We start from the raw sequence: 20314 nt of genomic DNA, 5'->3' as shown, positions 1-20314 counted from the left end.
GAGGGATCAGCCCTCGGGCATCGCCGACGAGTGGTGGTTCACGATCTTCCACACGCCGTTCCGCTTCTCGTACTCGTACGTGTAGCGGGCGTCGACGCGCCTCTTGTCGCCGGTCTTCGGGTCGGTGAGGATGAAGTAGTACGAGCCGGTGTCGATGGCCGAGTTGCTGTCCAGGACGTTGATGATCGTCTTGGTCTTCTTGCCGACCGGCTTGTTCGCCAGGAAGTGGTCGAAGTAGTCGACGATGCCGGCGCGGTCGGTGCGGATCTTGTTGGAGACGGTCGGCAGGAGCACCGCGTCCTTCGCGTACCGGTCCGCCACCTTCTTCGAGCTACCGGTCTGCAGCGTCTTGTTCCAGCCGTCGAAGAGCGCCGCGATCTCCTTCTTGGAGGGCTTCTTCGGCGCGGCCTCGGCCCCGGCGGTGCTGACTCCGGCGGTGACCGTACCCGCGGTGACGAGTGCGGCGGCCGTGACGATGGCGGCGCGTATGCGGTTCTTCCTGGTCATCGCGATCTCCCGTGCGAGGTTGGGGGGTTACTGCCTCCGCTGTCTGCTGTGCGGTGGAAGTGACTCAAGATTCGCGTGACGCCGGTTAGGGGCCGTGCAGCGGACATACAGGCCCGGGGCAAGGTTCGTACAAGGTGTGCCGCTCGCCGTTCGGGGCCGTCCCTCGGGGTAGCAGTCAGCTCATGACAACCGAGAGGAACTCAGCCGTGGGCGACGTGCGACTGACCGAGAGCTTCCCCAGCACATCGGGCGCCGTCCGCTGGGGCGTCATCGGGGAGCCGGGCCGGGAGCCGGTGGTGCTGCTCCACGGCACTCCCTTCTCGTCGTACGTCTGGCGGGGCGTCGCCCGGGCGCTGGCCGACACCGACCGGTACCAGGTGTTCGTGTGGGACATGCCCGGTTACGGGGAGTCGGACAAGCACACCGGTCAGGATGTGTCCCTGGCCGCGCAGGGCCGGGTCTTCACCGAGCTGCTGGCGCACTGGGGGCTGGACGAACCCCTGGTGGTGGCCCATGACTTCGGTGGGGCCGTGTCGCTGCGGGCGCATCTGCTGCACGGGGCCCGCTACCGCGCCCTCGCCCTGGTCGACCCGGTGGCGGTGGCCCCCTGGGGTTCGTCCTCCTTCCGGCTGCTCGGCCGCCACGCCGAGGTCTTCGAACAGCTGCCGCCCGCGCTGCACCGAGCCCTGGTGCGGGAGTACGTCAGCTCCGCGAGCGGCCCCGGGCTGCACCCGACGGTGCTCGACCGGCTCGTACAGCCGTGGCTCGGCGAGGACGGCCAGCCGGCCTTCTACCGGCAGATCGCCCAGGCGGAGCAGGCCCACACCGACGAGATCCAGGGCCGGTACGGGGAGATCGCCATCCCGGTGCTGGTGTGCTGGGGCGAGGAGGACGGCTGGATCCCGCTGGCCAAGGGCCGCGAGTTCGCCGGCCTCGTCCCCGGCGCCCGCTTCGAGCCGATCTCCGGCGCCGGCCACCTCGTCCAGGAGGACGCACCCGCCGAACTCACGGCCCTGCTCCTGAACTTCCTCCGCGACCGGTCGGCCGGCTGAGGGGCCCACCGCCGCCGCGGCGGGCCCGTGGGTCGTCCCCGGACGGTCTCAGAGCGTCCCCAGCGCCGGTGCGAAGGCGATGAGGAGGGGGAGGAGGGCCAGGAGGGCGGCGGCGGTCGTGGTGGCCGCGCGGTGGGTGCGGTCCAGGCGGGGCGGGGGTTCCAGCAGACGTTCCACCCGGTCGCCCAGCAGGCGGCGGGTGTTGGAGCAGCTCAACACACCCCGGTGCTGGTTGAGTTCGATGAGGGCGAGGGCCGTGGTGAGGTGACCGCAGCGGCGCGACGCCGTGTCGTCGGCGGCGAGTTCGACCAGGCGGTGGGTCTGGTCGGCGAAGTGCGCGAAGAGGGGGACGCGCGGGAAGCCCGTGGCGAGGGCGGTGGAGAGGTGGAGCAGCCAGTCGTGGCGGGCGCGGGCGTGGCCCAGCTCATGGGCGAGCACGGCGTCCAGCTGACGGTCGCTCAGCTTGCCCAACGCACCGGTGGTGACGACCAGTTGGGGCGGGGCGCCCGGCATCAGCCAGGCGTCCGGGTACTCGTCCTCCAGCACCAGCAGCGGCCCCCTCGCCTGCGGCAGGCCCGCCGGGAGGTCGGGGGCGCGCTCCCGCAGGTGCTCACGGCGCAGATCGCGGCGGCGGCGGGCCTCGACCAGCTCCCGGGCCAGCATCGCCCCGCTCCACGCCGCCCCCAGGGCCAGCGCCAGCGTCAGTACGGCCGTCCAGGGCGGCGCGGCCGTGAGGTCGTACGCGGCGGTCACGGCCGGGGGCGCGGGCGCGAAGGCGTGCGTACGGACCGTCTCGAACACCGCCGCCGCCCCCAGCACGAGCGCCGCCAGACAGCTGAGCAGGGCGGCGGCCACCAGGCACTGCCACGCCCACAGCGCGACCACGGGTTCCCGCTCGGGCCATACCGCCTTCAGCAGGGCACGGGGGCCGAGCACCGCGGCGGTTAGGGCCACGGCGATGAGAAGGAGCAGGAGAACGGTCACGTCACTGGGTCCGGTTCCTGTCGGGGGGCGCGAGGGAAGTCGCACGACGAGTACGGCGGGTACGGCGGGTACGACGAGTACGGCGGGTACGACGAGTACGGCGGGTACGACGAGTACGGCGGGTACGACGAGTACGGCGGGTACGACGACGGCCTCTACGCTACCGCCGGTACCCGCCCTCGCAGGACCGCTCGCGGAACCACTTTCCGGCTCCTTCCGACTCCTTTCCGGCCCCTTTCCGGCTCATCTCCGGCTTCGCGGCATGGATCACACCGCGCGGTTCCGGGGGCCGTGACGCGGACGGGCCCCGTCCGGTGACGGACGGGGCCCGGTCCTCGATGCGAGGGGGGGCGGGGACGGCGAACGCCCCGCGCTCCGGCGGCTACTTCACCTTCCGCAGCCCCAGCGGGCCCGCGATCTCCTCCGCCATGACCTGGCCCGCCTCGAACTCCAGGGTCTCGTCGCCCATCAGTTCCTGGTCGGTGTCCAGGCCGTCGAGCTCGGCGAGCGGCTGGTTGAGACGGACATGGGCGACCAGGGACTGAAGGGCGCGCAGGGTCGCCGAGGCCGTGGAGCCCCAGTTGGAGAAGTAGGAGAACTGCCACCACCACAGGGCCTCGCTGGTGCGGCCCGCGCGGTAGTGGGCCATGCCGTGGCGGAGGTCGGCGATGACATCGGCGAGGTCGTCGGAGATACGGGCGGGGACCGGCGCCTTGCGGGGCTCGTAGGGGTCGAAGACCTCGGAGTAGACGTCGACCGGTTCGAGCATCACGGCCAGGCGTTCGCGCAGCTCGTCGACGTCCGGCTCGGGGCCCGGGTCGGGCTCGTACCGCTCGTCCGGCACGATGTCCTCGTGCGCGCCGAGACGGCCGCCGGCCAGGAGCAGCTGGGACACCTCCAGCAGGAGGAAGGGGACGGCCGAGTCCGGCTCGTCGCCCCTGGCCACCTCGGTGACGGCGACCAGGAAGCTCTCGATCTGGTCCGCGATCTGGACCGCGAAGTCGTCCGGGTTCAGGTCCGTCGCGTGCAGCGTGGCGTCAGACATCCAGCAATCGTCTCCCCTCGAAGGCGCGGCCGAGGGTCACCTCGTCCGCGTATTCCAGGTCGCCGCCCACCGGGAGGCCGCTGGCCAGGCGGGTGACCTTGAGGCCCATGGGTTTGATCATGCGGGCGAGGTACGTGGCCGTGGCCTCGCCCTCGAGATTCGGGTCCGTGGCCAGGATCAGCTCGGTGACCGTCCCGTCGGCCAGGCGGGTCAGCAGCTCCCGTATCCGCAGGTCGTCCGGGCCGACGCCCTCGATCGGGCTGATCGCGCCGCCGAGCACGTGGTACCGGCCCCGGAACTCACGGGTCCGCTCGATCGCGACGACGTCCTTCGGTTCCTCCACGACACAGATGACCGTGATGTCGCGGCGGGCGTCGCGGCAGATGCCGCACAGCTCCTCCTGGGCGACGTTCCCGCAGGTCGCGCAGAAGCGGACCTTCGCCTTCACTTCGAGGAGGGCGTGTGCGAGCCGCCGTACGTCCGTCGGCTCCGCCTGCAGGATGTGGAAGGCGATCCGCTGCGCGCTCTTGGGACCGACGCCGGGCAGCCGCCCCAGTTCGTCGATGAGGTCCTGGACCACGCCTTCGTACACGGACTGCCGTCCTTCCTGGTGTCTTTCCGTACGTACCGTAGTCGGCCGCCGCCGCTGCGAGGAAGGCGGTACGGGGCACGGATGGGCTCAGAGGGGGGTCGCGGAGGTGTTCAGAAGGGCAGCCCGGGAATGCCCGCGCCACCGCCGAGACCCTGGGCGAGGGGGCCCAGCTTCTGCTGCTGGAGGGTCTGGGCGTTCTCGTTGGCCGCCTGGACCGCCGCGACGACCAGGTCGGCGAGGGTCTCGGTGTCCTCCGGGTCCACCGCCTTGGGGTCGATCTTCAGGGCGCGCAGTTCGCCGGAGCCGGTGACGGTGGCCTTCACCAGGCCGCCGCCCGCCTGACCGTCGACCTCCGTGCGCGCGAGCTCCTCCTGGGCCCTCGCCAGGTCCTCCTGCATCTTCTGGGCCTGCTGGAGCAGCTGCTGCATGTTGGGCTGGCCACCACCGGGGATCACGTTCAGCTCCCTCGTACATACGACTACGGACGGACGTCACCGTTGCCGATGGACGTCACCGTTCACGTTCTTACGGTCGCCACGAGCCTACGTGGTCGGCCCACCCTGTGCCGCGCCACTCTTTCGAGTGAGTCTGCGGAGATTCGTATACCTGATCAAGGGCATCTTCCAGGGGATAAGCGGCTAAAACACCCTCTTCGCCACCCATTGGGCGGTAGGAAGGGTCCGGCCGCGTCAGGGTGGTGCGTGAGCGCCGTACGTACGTAGGGAGTGCCGGGTGAGCCAGCCGGAGATGCAGCCCGAGGGGGGACCCCAGGACGGGCGGGGTGAGGGGTCCGGGCTGTGGGCGGAGCCGTGGGCGTCGGCGACCGGGCCGTGGGTGGGTGATCTGGCCGGGCGGCCGTTCCCCCAGGGGGACTGGGGGGTGCCGGCGGAACGGCTGGAGGAGCTGTACCACTGGGTCGAGCGGGCGGCGCTGGAGACCGCCGCGTGGTATCTGGCGGACCGGGTGTGGAAACGGACGGCGGCGCGGGTGCTGCGGATCGGGGCGGCGACGGGGGCGCTCGCCGGGGCGGCGCTGCCGTTGCTCGACCTCACCGGGGCGGTGGGCGGGGTGGCGCCCTGGGGGTATCTCGCGCTGCTGTCCTGTGCGGCGTGCGTCGCGGTGGACCGGTTCTTCGGCGTGACCTCCGGATGGATGCGGGATGTCGCCACGGCCCAGGCCGTCCAGCGGCGCCTTCAGGTGCTGCGGTTCGACTGGGCGTCCGAGAGTGCGCGGGAGGTGTTGGGGCCGGCGGAGGGGACGGCCGGAGAGGCGGCCGAGCGGTGTCTCGGGGTGTTGCGGCGGTTCTCCGAGGACATCACGGAGTTGGTGCGGGCCGAGACGGCGGACTGGATGGTCGAGTTCCGGGCGGGGACGGCGCCGCTGGGTGTGCAGGCGGGGGTTTCCGGTTCCCGTCCGGAGGCGGGCACGAACGGACGGCTCCCGCTGCCCCCGGGCGCCCGCCCGAACATGCCCCGCCAACGGCCCCCGGAGGCCCGGTAGCCTCCGGGGGCTGCGCCCCCAGGCCCCCGGGTGAGTTTGTCGGCCGCGGGTGAGTGGGGGCTGGTCGCGCAGTTCCCCGCGCCCCTAAAGATTCAGGCCCCTGCGGGCCTGAAAGACGACGGGGCTGCGGGGCTGAAAAGCATGGGGCGCAGCCCCTGCTTTTCAGGGGCGCGGGGAACTGCGCGAGAAGCCCCACGCACCCGCACCCGCCGACGCACCCGCACCCCCGAGCCACTAGGCGCCCCTCGCATCGTCCCGAGCCCGCTCGTCGCACAACCGCGCCCCCGTCGCCGTCTCACAAGGCACGTGCCCGTGGTTGCGGATGACGCTCTGGGCCGTACCACGGCGGACGTGGGCGAGGAAGCTGTCGGCGAGGGAGTTGGCGGGTGGGCGGCGGTAGGTGTAGGCGTACTCGGCGCCGTAGTACGGGTAGGTGGCGTCGCCCCGCTCCAGGGTCTCGACGGAGGCCGCGCGGCCGTCGAGGGCGAGGCGGCGTAGCCCGGTGCGGCGGGCGGTGAGGTTGAGTTCGCTGTAGCCGATGGCACCGGGGAGTTCGGCGACCTTGGCGAGGACCTGCTCGCTGGAGTCGAGCTCGCAGCGGGTGACACGGGCGGTCGACAGGTCGTCCCGGCGGCAGTCGAGCGAGGTGCTGGCGACCTGTTCCCAGCCGCGCAGCACCGTGCGCTGGAAGACCTGCCGGGTGCCGGAGTCGGCGTCCCGGCTGACGAGGACGACGGGGATGTCGGGCAGGGACGCGTCGAGCTGTCTCCAGCGGGTGATCTCGCCCCGGTAGATACGCCGTACGTCGTCGGTCGTCAGGGTTCCGCCGCGCGGGCGTACGCCGTCGTTCACGACCAGGGTGAACACGGACAACGCGACCCGGTGGCCGACCAGTTCGGGATCGGCGCTCGTACCGGGCCCGTCGGAGAACGCGATGACCGCCGGGGAGCCCTTCTTCGACCCGGCGCCCAGCGTGGCGAGTTCGTTCACGCCCGCCGAACTGCCCCGCGCGTCCACCCGGATCTCGGCGTCCGCGCAGTCCTTCTCGTACTCCTCCGCGAGCCCCCGCAGCACCGGCGCGAACGCGGTGGACCCGGTCAGCGTCAGCTCGCCCGTGGCGCACTCGACGGGCGGCGGGGTGTCGTCCCGTACGACGACGATCGCGGCCAGGGCGATCACGCACAGCGTCAGCATCACGGTGATCAGCCGGGCCGCACGGCTGAACAGCGGCGGCTTCTCGTCGGGCGTGGCACTGCGGTTGGGGTGCACCTCGCCGTCGCGGATGCCGCCGATGAGCCGGATCGGACTGTCGACGTCGCCGCCGGAGAGGAGGACGAGCAGTTTGAAGTGGTCGCCCCGGTTGAGGGGGACGCGGGGGATGCGGAGCACGCCGTCGCGGTAGCCGAAGCCGGCGGCCGGGGTGAAGTGGTCCATCAGGTGGTCGGTGCCGGGCGGCTGGGTGACCGAGACGCCACGGATGACCCGACCGCTGAACACGGCGGTGAGGCCGTGCAGTTCGCGTCCCGTGTAGTCGTTGTCGGCGATGCTCTGGGAACCGTCGTTCTCGACGCGCAGCAGGACGAGGGTCGCGTCGGACATGTCCGGGCCCTCGTCGAAGAGACCGAGCCGGACGTTGGCCCGCCCCGAACGCACGTCGTGGCCTATCGGGTTGTCCATCTGCACGCGGTAGCCGATCCGCTTCCGCCTCGGCACCCGGCGCTCGTACCAGACCATCACGGCCGACGCCACGACACCGGCCACGGCGGTCGCCACCGCCACCACGTTCTCCGCGCTCAGCCACTCCTGCATCCGAGCCACTCCCCCGAGCCTCACGCTCCGCAGTCAAGCGGGGACACGGTACGGCGCGGGAGGGCGAGGGGGCGTGGACATTCCGGGTAAGACCCCTGAAGTTCAGCGGAAGTTCGCCGAGCGGGGCGACCGAAGGGGCTGCGGGGGGGGCCGAGGGCGTTCCTGCGGCCCGTTCAGCCTGCCTTCGTGTACGTCACCGACTTGCCCGCCGTGTCGACGCGCCGCAGTTGTCCGCCCGGCAGGAGGGTGACCGTGGTGGCGGCGCCCGGGGAGCAGGAGGCGGCCGGTTCGCCGGTGGTGACGGTGGAGGGTCCGATCCGCAGCGGGCCGTCGTCGTCCGGTTCGTCGGTCAGGGCCGCCTCGAACACGCAGTGGTACGTGCCGCCGCCTTCGAGCGGGCCGTCCGCCGTGAGGGAGAGCACGGTGTCGCCGACCTCGCCCTGCTGGATGACGAGTTGACGGGTGTCCGCGCCGCCGCCGCTGTCGAGGGTGGCGTTCCAGGTGCCGAGGAAGTCCTCCGGGATCGTGCCGGCGTCGGGCGACTCGGTGGTCGGGTCGGGCGAGGTCTCCGGGTCCGTCGGCCGGTCGGTCGTCGGCCCCGGCGTCTCGGGTGCGCTCTCCTTCGTCCCGCCCTTCGCGCCGTCCTCCTTGCCGCCGTCGTCCCCCTTCTTCATCAACGCGTACACCGAGCCGCCCGCGCCGAGCGCGACGATCAACGCGACGACGAGGAGAAGTACGGAGGCGCGCCGGTTCGGGCGCGGGGGCTCGGGCTGCCCGGCGGGGCCGCCCGCCCCGGGGCCGGGCCCGTAGATGGGGTTCGGTCCGTAGGGCGGGGTCGGGCCGAGGCCCCCACCCTGGGCGGTTCCAGGTCCCTGGCCGCCGCCGTACGGTGTCTGCCCGTACGCCCCGTACGCCCCCCCGTACGGGGCCTGCGGCGCGCTCTGCGGGTAGCCGTACCCGGGGGCGGCGCCGGGCTGCTGCCCGTATCCGGCGGCGGGCTGCTGGGTGTGCTGCTGCGGGAAGCCGTACCCGGGTGGCGGGGGCCCGGGCGGGACGCTCGGCGGGGGCGACTGCGAGCCCGCCCCCGCGATCCGCGTCGGCATCCGGTCCAGGGGCGCGGCCCCCGGGGCCCCCGGCGGCGGTACGGCACCCTCGGGCGCGACGGCCGGATGCTCGGGCGGGATCACGGGGGCACCGGCCGGGGCCCCCGAGCCGCCGTACGGGGTGTCGGGGGCGCCGAGCGGGTACACGGGCGGAGCCGAGGGCGGGGTCGCGGGGGCGGACGGCGGGGTCGCGGAAGCGGGCGCGGAAGCGGAAGCGGGCGCGGACGGAGTCACCGCAGTGGGACCGTCCGAAGCCGAGGAGGCCGGAGAAGCCGGGGAAGCCGAGGAAGCCGCAGCGGACGGCTGACCAGCGGCATCGGACGGCTGCCCGGCAGCATCGGAAGGCACCCCGGCGGCACCGGACGCCGCCGCACCCCCCACAACACCAGCACCAGCCCCGGCAGCACCAACAGCCCCCGGCGCAGCCGGCACCCCCTCCTCCGGATCCTCCGCCTCCAGCAACTGCACCGCGTGCCGCCCCAGTTGAGCCACGAGGGCGCTCGGCAGCCAAGGGTCGCGCGACCGCCCCGCGAAGACCGTGTCCTCGGCGCCCGTGCGCTGGAGGATCTGGGCGAGGGTCGGGCGGGCGGCCGGATCCTTGCGCAGGCAGTCGCGGACGATGTCGTACAGCCCCTCCGGCAGCCCCTCCAGATCCGGTTCCTCCTGGGCGATGCGGAACATCAGGGCGTGGACGCCGGAGTTGGCGGCGCCGAAGGGGAGGTTGCCGGTGGCGGCGTAGGAGAGGACGGAGCCGAGGCAGAAGACGTCGCAGGCGGGGGTGATGCGGTCGCCGCGCACCTGCTCGGGGGCCATGAAGCCCGGCGAGCCGACGAGCGCGCCGGTGCGTGTGAGCCCGCCGTCCGTGACGGTCTCCAGGGCCCGCGCGATACCGAAGTCGATGACGCGCGGCCCGTCGATGGTCACCAGCACATTGGACGGCTTGAGGTCCCGGTGGATGAGCCCGGCCGCGTGGATGTCCTCCAGCGCGTGGGCGAGCCCGGCCGCGAGGATGCGTACGGAGCGTTCGGGCAGCGCCCCGTGGTCCCGCCCGACCACGGCCTGCAGGGAGGGCCCGGCGACATAGCCGGTGGCGACCCAGGGGATCCCCGCCTCGGTGTCCGCGTCCAGCACCGGCGCGGTCCAGTACCCGCCCACCTGCCGCGCGGCCCGCACCTCCTGCCGGAACCGCGCCCGGAACTCCTCCTGCTCCGCCAGCTCCCGCCGGACCAGCTTCACGGCGACGGTACGGCCGCGCTCGGACCGGGCCAGATACACGTTCCCCATGCCGCCGGCCCCCAGCCGCGCGAGCAGCCGGTACGCCCCGATCCGCTGCGGATCCCCAGGCCCGAGCTTCTCCATGGCCAGTCCCCCGTCTTCCCCCGTACCGTCCCCGAAGCGTCGATGTACGCGTACGTACGGGTACGTCGTCTACGTCGCGTACGTGCGCGACGGACCGATCGTAGTGCGGCCGTACGGGGGAGGCGGAGGGAGCGGTGTCTACGGTTCCGTAACAGCGCCCGGTGCCGCGTCGGCCTCCGGTGCCGCCGCGAGGTGGTCCAGGGCGCCCGACAGCTGTTCGAGCACCCGTACGGCCTCCGCGAACCCCTCCTCCCCCAGTGCCTCGGCGAGACGGGCGGCCAGGGAGGCGTGGCCGGGCTCGATCTCGGCGATGGCGGCGCGGCCGGCGGGGGTCGCGGCGAGGAGCTTGGCGCGGCGGTGAGCGGGGTTGGGCACGTACTCGGCGAGCCCCTTGCCCACGAGGAGATCGGCGACCCGTTGCACGCTCTGCCGGGTGATGCCCATGACCCGGGCGACCCCGGCGACGGACAGCGGCTCGGGCAGCACCGCGCCCAGCACCTGCCACCAGGCGGCCGTCAGCCCGGCCGGGCGCGCCAACTCGTCGGCCACGGAAAGGAACTGCCCGTTCAGCCGGAAGACCCCGAGGGCGGCGCGGCTGAGGAGGTCCTGCTGCTCGCGGCTCACTGTCCCGCCGCCTCCAGCACGGCGTACGCCTCCGGGTCCGAGTCGTGGAAGAGGCGGTACCAGGCGTCGAGGACCTCGCCCTCGTAGACGCCGAGGAGGCGGAAGACCTCGCGGGCGAGGGCGACGGGTTCGGTGGGGCCGGCGGTGACGAGGCCGCCGTCGGTGACCGCGTCCGCGTCCACGTAGCGCTCGGCGCCGCGATAGCCGGTGGCGGCCAGGTAGAAGAGGGCCGCGCTGGTGTGCGCGCGGTCGTCGAGCAGGCCTTCTTTCGCGAGGCCTGCGGTCGCCCCGCAGATCGCGGCGACGGGGACGCCGGCCTCCAGGAACTCCCTCGCCTTGCGGGCGAACGGGGCGAGGTCGTCGCTCGTGTCCCACAGGTCCGCGCCGGTGAGGACGAGCAGCGAGCTGTCCTCCGGGCGCAGGGTGTCGAGGACTTCGTCCGGCTGGATACGGACGCCCGCGATGGTCCGTACGGCGGCGGGGGTCGGGCCGACGGTACGGATCTCGTAGCCGCCCCGGGCCAGCCACGCGGTGGTGTGGCCCGTCTCCCAGTCGGCGTAGGTGTCGTACACGGCGAGATGAACAGGCTTGTTTTCGCTCATGACAACATGCTGTCATTTAGACAGCTTGCTGTCAATAGGCGATTCGAGTGGTGCGCCGACTGCGGGCCGGTGGGGCTTCTCGCGCAGTTCCCCGCGCCCCTAAAAGATCCAGGCCCCTGCGGGCCTGAAAAGCACGGGGCGCAGCGCCTGCTTTTCAGGGGCCGCGGGGAACTGCGCGAGCAACCCCGACGCACCCGCACCCGCCGACGGACCGAACCCCCACCCCCTCCCGCGCCCCGAACCCGACACAACGTCGCGATCCACCCCCCGCCCACAGACACGTCGCCGATGTCCCCTCCCCCCAACCGCCCCCTAGCCTCGCCCCCATGACCCCTCAGCCGAAGCCGAACCCCCAGGCCGGCGCCGCGGTGAAGGCCGCGGACCGTGCGCACGTCTTCCACTCCTGGTCCGCGCAGGACCTCATCGACCCGCTCCCCATCGCCGCCGCGGAGGGCTCGTACTTCTGGGACTACGACGGCAACCGCTACCTCGACTTCACCAGCGGCCTCGTCTTCACGAACATCGGCTACCAGCACCCCAAGGTCGTCGCGGCCATCCAGAAACAGGCCGCGACCATGACGACCTTCGCCCCGGCGTTCGCGATCGAGGCCCGCTCCGAGGCCGCCCGGCTCATCGCCGAACGCACCCCCGGCGACCTGGACAAGATCTTCTTCACCAACGGCGGCGCCGACGCCGTCGAGCACGCCACCCGCATGGCCCGCCTGCACACCGGCCGCCCCAAGGTCCTCGCCGCGTACCGCTCGTACCACGGCGGCACCCAGCAGGCCGTGAACCTCACGGGCGACCCGCGCCGCTGGCCCTCGGACACCGGCACGGCGGGGGTCGTGCACTTCTGGGCGCCCTTCCTCTACCGGTCCCGTTTCCACGCGGAGACGGAGGCGCAGGAGTGCGCCCGCGCGCTGGAGCACCTGGAGACGACGATCACCTTCGAGGGGCCGTCGACGATCGCCGCGATCATCCTGGAGACCGTCCCGGGCACGGCCGGGATCATGGTCCCGCCGCCCGGCTATCTGGCCGGGGTCCGGGAGCTGTGCGACAAGTACGGGATCGTGTTCGTCCTGGACGAGGTCATGGCGGGCTTCGGCCGGACGGGCACCTGGTTCGCCGCCGACCTCTTCGACGTCGTCCCCGACCTGATGACCTTCGCCAAGGGTGTGAACTCCGGTTACGTCCCGCTCGGCGGCGTCGCCATCTCCCCCGCGATCGCCGAGACCTTCGCCCGGCGCCCCTACCCGGGCGGTCTCACCTACTCCGGCCACCCGCTGGCCTGCGCCGCCGCCGTCGCGACGATCAATGTCATGGCGGAGGAGGGGGTCGTCACCAACGCGGCCGACCTCGGCGCCTCCCTCATCGGCCCGGCGCTGCGCGAACTCGCCGACCGCCACCCCTGCGTGGGCGAGGTCCGAGGCACCGGCATGTTCTGGGCGCTGGAGCTGGTGCGGAACAAGGAGACCCGTGAGCCCCTCGTCCCCTACAACGCCGCCGGCGAGGCGAACGCCCCCATGCTCGCGTTCGGCGCCGCCGCCAAGGCCCAGGGCCTGTGGCCCTTCATCAACATGAACCGCACCCATGTCGTCCCCCCGTGCACCATCACGGAGGCCGAGGCGAAGGAGGGCCTCGCCGCCCTGGACGCGGCCCTGTCCGTGGCCGACGAGCACACCGTGTGAGGCCGTGACTCTCCCCCGTATGCCCCCCGTATGTCCCGCCGCTCTCCCCCGGTGCCGAGCGCAGTGTGAGCAAGAAGGGCGAAAACTCCTCCCCGGAACCCGAACGCGTAAGGTGACGTGCTCGTAAGAGAACTCAGAGAGCACGCACAGGACGCGTACGCGTACGCGGATGGGGGACCCAGACCACGATGCCCGGCACCGGCGGCGGCAATGGCGCCGTGACCCGTAGCACCCTGCGGCAGCAGCTCGCGGACGCGCTCCGTGACGAGGTGCTGGCCGGCAGACTCAAGCCGGGGCAGGAGTTCACGGTCAAGGAGATCGCCGAGCAGTACGGGGTGTCGGCGACGCCCGTGCGCGAGGCCCTGGTGGATCTGTCCGCGCAGGGGCTCCTTGACGCCGTGCAGCACCGGGGTTTCGAGGTCCACGAGTACTCGGTGGCCGACTACCGGAACATGGTCGAGGCCCGCATCCTGGTCACCGCCGGCATGTTCCGGCGGCTCGGCGACCGCGAGGTCGACCCCCGTACGGCCGCCGCGCTCGCCGGGGTCCGAAGGCGCGGCGAGGAGGCGCGGCGGGCCGCGACCGCCGGGGACGTGGACATCCTGATCGGCTACGACCTGCGGTTCTGGCGCGAGCTGAGCGCCCTGTTCGGCAACCCGTACCTCACCGACTTCCTGCACCGGCTGCGCGTCCAGGCCTGGGTGTGCGCGGTCCAGCACCTGCGCCAGACGGACGTCCGGCACCCGCGTCAGACGGATGTCCGGACGAACAACCAGCCCGGCAATCAGCCTGGTCATCATCTTGGCCACCAGCCGGACAACGACCGCGCGGACGATCTCAGGGACGATCTCAAGGGCCGGCTCTGGGCCGACCACACCGACCTCGTCGACGCCCTCTCCCGCCGGGACGCGCAGACCGCGCAGGAGATCATCGCCGGCTACGACGAGCAGTCCCTGACCCTGGTGGAACGCCTGGCGGACGGATGAGCGGCACGCCGAAGACGGGCGGCGGCGGGCAGCTGAGCATCGACCTCTCCGTCGTGGTCCCCGCCTACAACGAGGAGGCCCGCCTCGCCCCCTCGCTCGACGCGATCATCAGCCACCTCACGGCGACCGAGGCCGCCGCCCGCTGGGAGATCATCGTCGTCGACGACGGGTCGTCGGACGGCACGGCCGCCGTCGTGGCCGACGTCACCGCGCGCGACGCCCGGGTGCAGCTCGTCTCCGGCGGCCCCCGCAACCGGGGCAAGGGCCACGCCCTGCGGCTCGGGGTGCTCGCCTCGCACGGCCGCCGGGTCCTGCTCACGGACGCCGATCTCTCCGCGCCCATCGACGAGTTGGAGCGGCTCGACAAGGCGCTCTCCGACGGGCACACGGCCGCGATCGGCTCGCGCGAGGCACCCGGCGCGCACATCGAGCGCCATCAGCACCGGCTGCGCGAGACGCTCGGCCGGGCCGGGAACCTCCTCATACGCGGGGTCGCGGTGCCCGGCATCCGTGACACCCAGTGCGGTTTCAAGCTGTTCGACGGCGACCGCGCCCGTGAGGCCTTCGCCGCCTCCCGGCTCGACGGGTTCGGTATCGACGTGGAGATCCTGCGGTACTTCCGCCGCAGCGGCTGGCCCGTCGTCGAGGTCCCCGTCCGCTGGTCCCACCAGCCCGGTTCGAAGATCCGGCCCAGCGACTACGCCCGCGTCCTCGGTGAGATCGCCGTCCTGCGGGCCCGCTCGGTCCGCCGCGCCGACGTCCTCGCGGTCCTGGGCTTCCTCCTGATGGCGGTGACCCTCTACATCGGCCGCTGGATCGATCCGAACGGCCGCTACCTCCCCGACTCCCTCCAGGACCAGAACCAGTGGGAGTGGTTCTTCGCGGTCACGGCCGACAACCTCGTCCACTTCCGCAATCCGCTCTTCACCACGTTCCAGGGCTTCCCCGACGGCGTGAACCTGATGGCCAACACGGTCATGCTGGGCCTGTCGGTCCCCTTCGCGCCCGTCACGCTCCTCCTGGGCCCGGCGGTCTCCCTCGCCCTGGTGATGACGCTCGGCCTCGCCGCCACGGCCGCCGCCTGGTACTGGCTGATCGTCAAACGGGTCGTACGGCACCGGGGCGCGGCCTTCGCCGGAGCGGCCCTCGCCGCCTTCGCGCCGCCGATGGTCAGCCACGCCAACGCGCACCCGAACTTCGTCGTCCTGTTCATGATCCCGCTGATCGTCGACCGGGCCCTCAGGCTGTGCACGGGCGCCCGGACCCGGCACGACGGGATCGTCCTCGGCCTGATGGCGGCCTACCAGATCTTCCTCGGCGAGGAACCCCTCCTCCTCGCCGCGATGGGCATGCTCCTGTTCGCCGCCGCGTACGGCCTCGTGCGCCGGGACGTGGCCCGTCACGCCTGGCGCCCGCTCCTGAAGGGCCTCGGCATCGCGGTCCTCGTCGTGCTCCCCCTGGTCGCCTTCCCCCTGGCCTGGCAGTTCTTCGGCCCGCAGAGCTACGGCAACATCGCGCACGGCGACAACTCCGGCAACAGCCCGCTCGCCCTGCTCTCCTTCGCCGAACGCTCCCTCCTCGCGGGCGACCGCGAGCGCGCGGACGCCCTCTCCCTCAACATCACCGAGCAGAACGCCTTCTACGGCTGGCCGTTGGTCCTCCTGGCCCTCGGCATCGTCGTACGGCTGTGGGAACGCCCCCTGGTGAAGGCGCTCGCCGCCACCGCGGTCGCCGCCGCCGTCCTCTCCCTCGGCCCGGAGTTCCGCCTCCCGCAGACGGACCTCGTGCTGCCCGGCCCGTGGGCGCTGCTCGCCGAGAAGCCGCTGTTCGAGTCGGTCATCGAGGGCCGGGTGGCGATGATCTGCGCCCCGGTCCTCGGCATGCTGCTGGCCATCGCCTGCGAACGCCTCGCCGCCGTACCGGCCCTCGGCACGCGCTACATCGGCTTCCTGGCCGTCACCCTCGCCCTCCTCCCGATCGTCCCGGCCCCGCTGCGATCCGTGGACCGCGCCGAGGTCCCGGCGTTCATCGCGGACGGCACCTGGAAGTCGTACGTCGACACCGGGGCCGGCGAGACGCTGGTGCCCGTGCCGCTGGCGGACCCGGGCAACGCGGAGGCGCTGCGCTGGCAGACCGCGGCGGACTTCGGGTTCCGGATGCCCGGCGGCTACTTCAACGGCCCGTTCGGCGAGGACCGCGTCGGCATCTACGGCGCCGTCCCCCGCCACACCTCCAACCTGCTGCGTGACGTCCGCTACTCCGGCAAGGTCCCGGTGATCGGCGTGAACTGGCAGGCGCAGGCGCAGAAGGACTTCGCGTACTGGCACGCGGGCGCCCTGGTCCTGCTCCCGCAGCCGTACGACGCGCAGTTGCGGGAGGCCGTGGAGAAGCTGGTCGGGCGACCCGGTAAGTGGGTGGGCGGTGTGTGGGTATGGGACCTGCACGAAGGGGACTGAAGACGCCTTCAGCGACTACGCTTCCCTGACCACTGTGTGCCGTACGCGAACGTATCCCTACCGTCCGTGTGCGTGCCGGATGACCGAGGAGTTCTCTTTTGGCCTGTGACCTCTGGTTGGTCCCGCTCGTCGACGTGCTGTGCCACACGCCCGACAACCCTTTCGCCGAGGAACTCGCGCTCTACAACAAGCTGCTGGGTGAGGCCGGACTGCCACCGGTGCCGGTGTACCAGTACATGCCGGGGCTGACCGGGGAGGTCGCCCCGGTCGCGGGGTTCGACTACGACGCGCTGCACTTCCTGCGGCGGGCCTATCTGCTCCAGGTGTGCGGTCTTGAAGTGACCCCGGTGGACGCGCTGGGCGGTGACTACGAGCAGTTGCTGGAGATGTTCGAGGCCACGGCCCAGCAGTCGCACCTGGTCTGGCACTACGACCACGCCGGCGCCTATGTCCCGGTCGACTTCCCGCAGCCCCTGTCCAGCGACGAACTCCTCGCCGGGGGCGGCCCGCTGGGCTCCGCCCAGGGTCTGCTGCGGGAACTGGAGTTCGTCGCCGGGGCCATCGGCATCGACCCGGCCAACCCTCCGGCGCCCCCCGAAGCACCGCGCGCGCCCACGGAACTGGAAGAACCGGCCGTCCCCGCCCCGTACGATCCCAGCCCCTTCGCCCGTGAACGGCACGTCTGGCTGGGCCTGCACGCGGCGGCGACCCGAAGTCTGGCGCAGGGTTCGATGATCGTCTTCAGCTGAGGCTCGGCGGTGGGAGGCTCAGCGGCGTGGGGCTCAGCGGCCCAGCGCCGAGAGCCCCTTCTGCAGGTCCTCGGGGTTCATGACCGGGGTGTAGGTGATATCCGCGCCCAGTTCCAGGAAGAACGGCTCGGCGATCGCCGGCATCTGGGAGCTGTCCTGCATGTCGAAGACCATGAAGCAGGTGCGGTGCCCGTGGTCGGTGGTGAAGTAGGCCGCCTCCGGCTTGACCTGCTCCATGGAGGACTGCATCAGCTTCCCCAGGGTGCCGTTGCGGATGGCCTCGTTGGACCTTTCCGTGTCCATCTCTGCCTTGAAGAGGACGCGCATCGCACTCACCTTCCTCTGATCGCCCGATATGCGTGCATCCGCGCACCCTTCCAGGATATGCCCGGTATCGACGCACTACTCGGTGGGCCGGACACGCCATCGCGTGCCCGGCCCACCGACGCGGGGACCGTGAGGACCGTCAAGGCCGCCCGTGGACTAGATGAACGAGTTGATCTCGATCGTCTCGTCGCGGCCCGGGCCGACACCGATCGCGGAGATCGGCGCCCCGGACATCTCCTCCAGCGCCTTCACGTACGCCTGGGCGTTCTTCGGGAGGTCGGAGAAGGACTTCGCCGAGGTGATGTCCTCGGACCAGCCCGGCAGGTTCTCGTAGATCGGCTTCGCGTGGTGGAAGTCGGACTGCGAGTACGGGAGTTCCTCGACGCGCTTGCCGTCGATCTCGTACGCGACACAGACGGGGATCTGCTCCCAGCCGGTGAGGACGTCGAGCTTGGTGAGGAAGAAGTCCGTCAGGCCGTTCACCCGGGTCGCGTAGCGGGCGATGACCGCGTCGAACCAGCCGCAGCGGCGGTCACGGCCGGTGGTCACGCCCCGCTCGCCGCCGATCCGGCGCAGCGCGTCGCCGTCCGCGTCGAACAGCTCGGTCGGGAACGGGCCCGCGCCGACACGTGTCGTGTACGCCTTGAGGATGCCGATGACCCGGCTGATCTTCGTCGGTCCGACGCCCGCGCCCGTGCAGGCGCCGCCCGCGGTGGGGTTGGAGGAGGTGACGAAGGGATAGGTGCCGTGGTCGATGTCGAGGAGCGTGCCCTGACCGCCCTCGAAGAGAACGACCTTGTTCGCCTCAAGGGCCTGGTTGAGGACCAGGACCGTGTCCGTGACGTACGGCGCGAGCTTGTCGGCGTAGACGAGCAGTTCCTCGACGACCTGGTCGACGGAGATGGCCCGGCGGTTGAAGAGCTTGGTGAGGACCTGGTTCTTGATGTCGAGGGCCGCCTCGACCTTCTGCGTCAGGATCGACTCGTCGTACAGGTCCTGGACGCGGATACCGACACGGTTGATCTTGTCCGCGTAGGTCGGGCCGATGCCCCGCCCCGTCGTACCGATCTTCCTCTTGCCGAGGAAGCGCTCGGTGACCTTGTCGAGGGTCACGTTGTACGGCGTGATGATGTGAGCGTTGCCGCTGATCAGGAGCTTGGACGTGTCGACGCCGCGCTCGTTCAGACCGCTCAGCTCGGAGAGCAGGACCGACGGGTCGACGACGACACCGTTACCGATGACCGGAGTGCACTCCGGAGTGAGGATCCCGGAAGGGAGAAGGTGGAGGGCGTACTTCTGGTCACCCACGACTACCGTGTGGCCGGCGTTGTTGCCGCCCTGGTAGCGCACCACATAGTCGACGGAACCGCCTAGCAGGTCCGTCGCCTTTCCCTTGCCTTCGTCACCCCACTGAGCACCGAGCAGCACAAGTGCGGGCACGCGCGTACACCCCTTCCGGGCGGGGCATGTCCAAGGTCGGGGGCGTACGCGGTGGCTCATTACCGCCGCGTGCACCGCGACCGCCGTTGGTCGCACCTGTGGACCCGGATGCCCCGGAATAGACGAAGCCCCTGGCGCAATCGCGCAAGGGGCTCTTGCACAAAGATGCTACCCGAGGAAGCGAGGCAGGACCGAGGTGGCGACTGACGACCAGCTCCTCGTGGTCATCGACCCCCTCGCCCGTCGCACGGACGGCGAGGCCGTACGGATCGCGAAAGACGTGCTCAGCGCGGGTGCGGCGAGTACGAAGGTGTGTCTTCCGGAGGGGCCCGAGGAATTCGCGCGGGCGCTCTCGCGGCGCGGTTCGCGACGCCCCGTGGTCGTCGGTGACGACCGCGCGCTGCTGCGGGCGGTGGCCATTTTGCATCGGCAGCGGGAGCTGGCGGCATGCGCCCTCTCCCTGATCCCCGTGGGCTCCGCCCTGGGCCTCACCCACTCCCTCGGCGTGCCCGCCGGCGCGGTCGCGGCGGCCCGAGCCGCCCTGGACGGCGTCGAACGGCGGCTGGATCTGCTCGTCGACGACAGCGACGGGGTGGTGCTGGGCACGCTGCGCATACCGGTCCTGCCGGGCGCGCCCCCGCCGGACGGGGCGGGCGGGGCGGAGACCGGCAGGGGCCGGGGGCGGGGGCCGCGCGGCGGCACGGGGACGGACGGGGAGCGCCGGGCCGGGGGCGCGTCGGCCTCCGACGGCCCTTCGCCCGGTCATCACTTCTGGCTGCGCGCCTGGCCGCAGTCCCTCGCCCGTACGCTGTCGACGCGCCCGGCGCGGCCCGACCGGCTGTCGCGTCCGCTGCGGCCCCGTATACGGGTCGCCGCCGGGGGCGGGGCCGGGCCCTCCCGGCTGCGGGTGGAGGTGGACGGGGTGATGCTGGTCGACCTCGACCAGCCCCTGGAGGCCGTGTCCATCACGCCCGGCGTCGACGGCGCCGACGTCGAGATCCGACCGATGTCGGTGGGCGCCGAGGCGACCCCGCTGCACGCGACCGGCCGGCGGGTGACCGTCTCCGGCGCGGATTTCCGCTACCGGGCGGACTCCCTGGTGTCGGGACCGGTACGGACGCGGACGTGGACGGTACGGGAAGGGGCGTGGGGGTTGACGCTGCCGGCCTGAGGGCGGACGGAGGACCGACCACCATAGGCCCGGCGGAACCTTTGGCAGCGCGCGACACGCCGTTGTCGATCATTTCCCGGGGCGGAATTCACGCGACGGGACGCAGCGGCAGAGCATCCCGTATTCACGCTGTATTCGTCGCGCCCTGAGGATTCTTGAGGAGTCGTCAGCTGCGCGGGACGAAAAGCGGCCTGACGGACGCTCAGAGCCGACCCCGCTCACCGCACGTCCAACAGGGTGACGACATGTCAGCGCGTTCCGAACAGACGCCCTCCCCGAATCAAAGTACCAGCTCATTGCCATATTTTGATGAGGCGTCA

At 71.8% G+C, this 20314-nt stretch carries 18 protein-coding genes; 7 read left to right on the top strand and 11 right to left on the bottom strand.

The genetic code is table 11. The features are described from left to right. Positions 1-6: 6 nt before the first annotated feature. A complete protein-coding gene (locus tag ABT147_RS25285) occupies positions 7-507 on the bottom strand; it encodes an SgcJ/EcaC family oxidoreductase (protein ID WP_351409939.1) in 501 nt (166 codons plus the stop codon). Between the two features lie 206 nt (positions 508-713). Between ABT147_RS25285 and ABT147_RS25280 the strand changes: the two genes are divergently transcribed. Continuing rightward, on the top strand, positions 714-1559 hold the full coding sequence (locus tag ABT147_RS25280; RefSeq protein WP_351409937.1) for an alpha/beta fold hydrolase: 846 nt from the start codon (positions 714-716) through the stop codon (positions 1557-1559). Between the two features lie 48 nt (positions 1560-1607). Here ABT147_RS25280 and ABT147_RS25275 read toward each other — a convergent pair whose 3' ends face one another. From ABT147_RS25275 to ABT147_RS25260, 4 genes are all read right to left on the bottom strand, one after another. Beyond that, entirely contained in the window at positions 1608-2543 is a 936-nt protein-coding gene (locus ABT147_RS25275) for a M56 family metallopeptidase (RefSeq protein ID WP_351409934.1), read from the bottom strand. A 382-nt stretch (positions 2544-2925) separates the two neighbouring features. After that, positions 2926-3588, bottom strand: coding sequence for a DUF5063 domain-containing protein (locus tag ABT147_RS25270; protein ID WP_351409932.1), 663 nt, complete (start codon positions 3586-3588; stop codon positions 2926-2928). Continuing rightward, entirely contained in the window at positions 3581-4180 is a 600-nt protein-coding gene (gene recR, locus ABT147_RS25265) for a recombination mediator RecR (RefSeq protein WP_351409930.1), read from the bottom strand. Before recR ends, ABT147_RS25270 begins: the two co-directional genes overlap by 8 nt. 110 nt (positions 4181-4290) lie before the next feature. Next, positions 4291-4635: a YbaB/EbfC family nucleoid-associated protein gene (locus ABT147_RS25260; protein ID WP_351409928.1), complete on the bottom strand. Its 345-nt coding sequence runs from the start codon at positions 4633-4635 to the stop codon at positions 4291-4293. 277 nt (positions 4636-4912) lie between these two features. On the opposite strand from ABT147_RS25260, the gene ABT147_RS25255 reads away from it, so the two are divergent. After that, on the top strand, positions 4913-5680 hold the full coding sequence (locus ABT147_RS25255) for an SLATT domain-containing protein (RefSeq protein ID WP_351409926.1): 768 nt from the start codon (positions 4913-4915) through the stop codon (positions 5678-5680). A 234-nt stretch (positions 5681-5914) separates the two neighbouring features. Here ABT147_RS25255 and ABT147_RS25250 read toward each other — a convergent pair whose 3' ends face one another. The 4 genes from ABT147_RS25250 to ABT147_RS25235 form a co-directional block, all read right to left on the bottom strand. Beyond that, positions 5915-7489 carry a PstS family phosphate ABC transporter substrate-binding protein gene (locus ABT147_RS25250; RefSeq protein WP_351409924.1) on the bottom strand — a complete coding sequence of 525 codons (1575 nt, stop codon included), beginning with the start codon at positions 7487-7489 and terminating at the stop codon, positions 5915-5917. Between the two features lie 173 nt (positions 7490-7662). Continuing rightward, positions 7663-9951 (bottom strand): protein kinase domain-containing protein, encoded by a 2289-nt coding sequence (locus ABT147_RS25245; RefSeq protein WP_351409922.1) that lies wholly within the window; start codon positions 9949-9951, stop codon positions 7663-7665. A gap of 138 nt (positions 9952-10089) precedes the next feature. Beyond that, complete coding sequence (locus ABT147_RS25240; RefSeq protein ID WP_351409919.1) at positions 10090-10575, bottom strand: MarR family winged helix-turn-helix transcriptional regulator; 486 nt, start codon at positions 10573-10575, stop codon at positions 10090-10092. Further along, complete coding sequence (locus ABT147_RS25235; protein ID WP_351409917.1) at positions 10572-11177, bottom strand: DJ-1/PfpI family protein; 606 nt, start codon at positions 11175-11177, stop codon at positions 10572-10574. The genes ABT147_RS25240 and ABT147_RS25235 overlap by 4 nt, the downstream gene beginning before the upstream one ends. A 326-nt stretch (positions 11178-11503) precedes the next feature. On the opposite strand from ABT147_RS25235, the gene ABT147_RS25230 reads away from it, so the two are divergent. From ABT147_RS25230 to ABT147_RS25215, 4 genes are all read left to right on the top strand, one after another. Beyond that, complete coding sequence (locus ABT147_RS25230; RefSeq protein WP_351409915.1) at positions 11504-12865, top strand: aspartate aminotransferase family protein; 1362 nt, start codon at positions 11504-11506, stop codon at positions 12863-12865. Positions 12866-13053: 188 nt separating this feature from the next. Further along, complete coding sequence (locus tag ABT147_RS25225) at positions 13054-13851, top strand: GntR family transcriptional regulator (RefSeq protein WP_351409913.1); 798 nt, start codon at positions 13054-13056, stop codon at positions 13849-13851. After that, positions 13848-16307 carry a dolichyl-phosphate beta-glucosyltransferase gene (locus ABT147_RS25220; RefSeq protein ID WP_351409911.1) on the top strand — a complete coding sequence of 820 codons (2460 nt, stop codon included), beginning with the start codon at positions 13848-13850 and terminating at the stop codon, positions 16305-16307. Before ABT147_RS25225 ends, ABT147_RS25220 begins: the two co-directional genes overlap by 4 nt. A gap of 98 nt (positions 16308-16405) precedes the next feature. Beyond that, the gene (locus ABT147_RS25215) at positions 16406-17056 is read left to right on the top strand and encodes a putative DNA-mimic protein (RefSeq protein WP_351409909.1); all 651 of its coding nucleotides are present in this window, start codon (positions 16406-16408) and stop codon (positions 17054-17056) included. 33 nt (positions 17057-17089) lie between these two features. Here ABT147_RS25215 and ABT147_RS25210 read toward each other — a convergent pair whose 3' ends face one another. Beyond that, a complete protein-coding gene (locus ABT147_RS25210; protein ID WP_351409907.1) occupies positions 17090-17383 on the bottom strand; it encodes a DUF3303 family protein in 294 nt (97 codons plus the stop codon). A gap of 156 nt (positions 17384-17539) precedes the next feature. After that, positions 17540-18823: an adenylosuccinate synthase gene (locus tag ABT147_RS25205; protein ID WP_351409905.1), complete on the bottom strand. Its 1284-nt coding sequence runs from the start codon at positions 18821-18823 to the stop codon at positions 17540-17542. A gap of 196 nt (positions 18824-19019) precedes the next feature. Between ABT147_RS25205 and ABT147_RS25200 the strand changes: the two genes are divergently transcribed. Continuing rightward, complete coding sequence (locus ABT147_RS25200) at positions 19020-19994, top strand: diacylglycerol kinase family protein (RefSeq protein WP_351409903.1); 975 nt, start codon at positions 19020-19022, stop codon at positions 19992-19994. Positions 19995-20314: the final 320 nt, after the last annotated feature.

Source organism: Streptomyces sp. NPDC001868, from assembly GCF_040297125.1.
Lineage (GTDB): Bacteria > Actinomycetota > Actinomycetes > Streptomycetales > Streptomycetaceae > Streptomyces.
Note: the sequence above shows the minus strand (reverse complement) of the source record. Positions and strands in the feature narration are given on the sequence as shown.

Coding starts and splice junctions, on each gene's coding strand:
- ABT147_RS25225 (WP_351409913.1), top strand. CDS start 13,054: ATGCCCGGCACCGGCGGCGGCAATGGCGCCGTGACCCGTAGCACCCTG.
- ABT147_RS25250 (WP_351409924.1), bottom strand. CDS start 7,489: ATGCAGGAGTGGCTGAGCGCGGAGAACGTGGTGGCGGTGGCGACCGCC.
- ABT147_RS25270 (WP_351409932.1), bottom strand. CDS start 3,588: ATGTCTGACGCCACGCTGCACGCGACGGACCTGAACCCGGACGACTTC.
- ABT147_RS25235 (WP_351409917.1), bottom strand. CDS start 11,177: ATGAGCGAAAACAAGCCTGTTCATCTCGCCGTGTACGACACCTACGCC.
- ABT147_RS25220 (WP_351409911.1), top strand. CDS start 13,848: ATGAGCGGCACGCCGAAGACGGGCGGCGGCGGGCAGCTGAGCATCGAC.
- ABT147_RS25230 (WP_351409915.1), top strand. CDS start 11,504: ATGACCCCTCAGCCGAAGCCGAACCCCCAGGCCGGCGCCGCGGTGAAG.
- ABT147_RS25210 (WP_351409907.1), bottom strand. CDS start 17,383: ATGCGCGTCCTCTTCAAGGCAGAGATGGACACGGAAAGGTCCAACGAG.
- ABT147_RS25285 (WP_351409939.1), bottom strand. CDS start 507: ATGACCAGGAAGAACCGCATACGCGCCGCCATCGTCACGGCCGCCGCA.
- ABT147_RS25245 (WP_351409922.1), bottom strand. CDS start 9,951: ATGGAGAAGCTCGGGCCTGGGGATCCGCAGCGGATCGGGGCGTACCGG.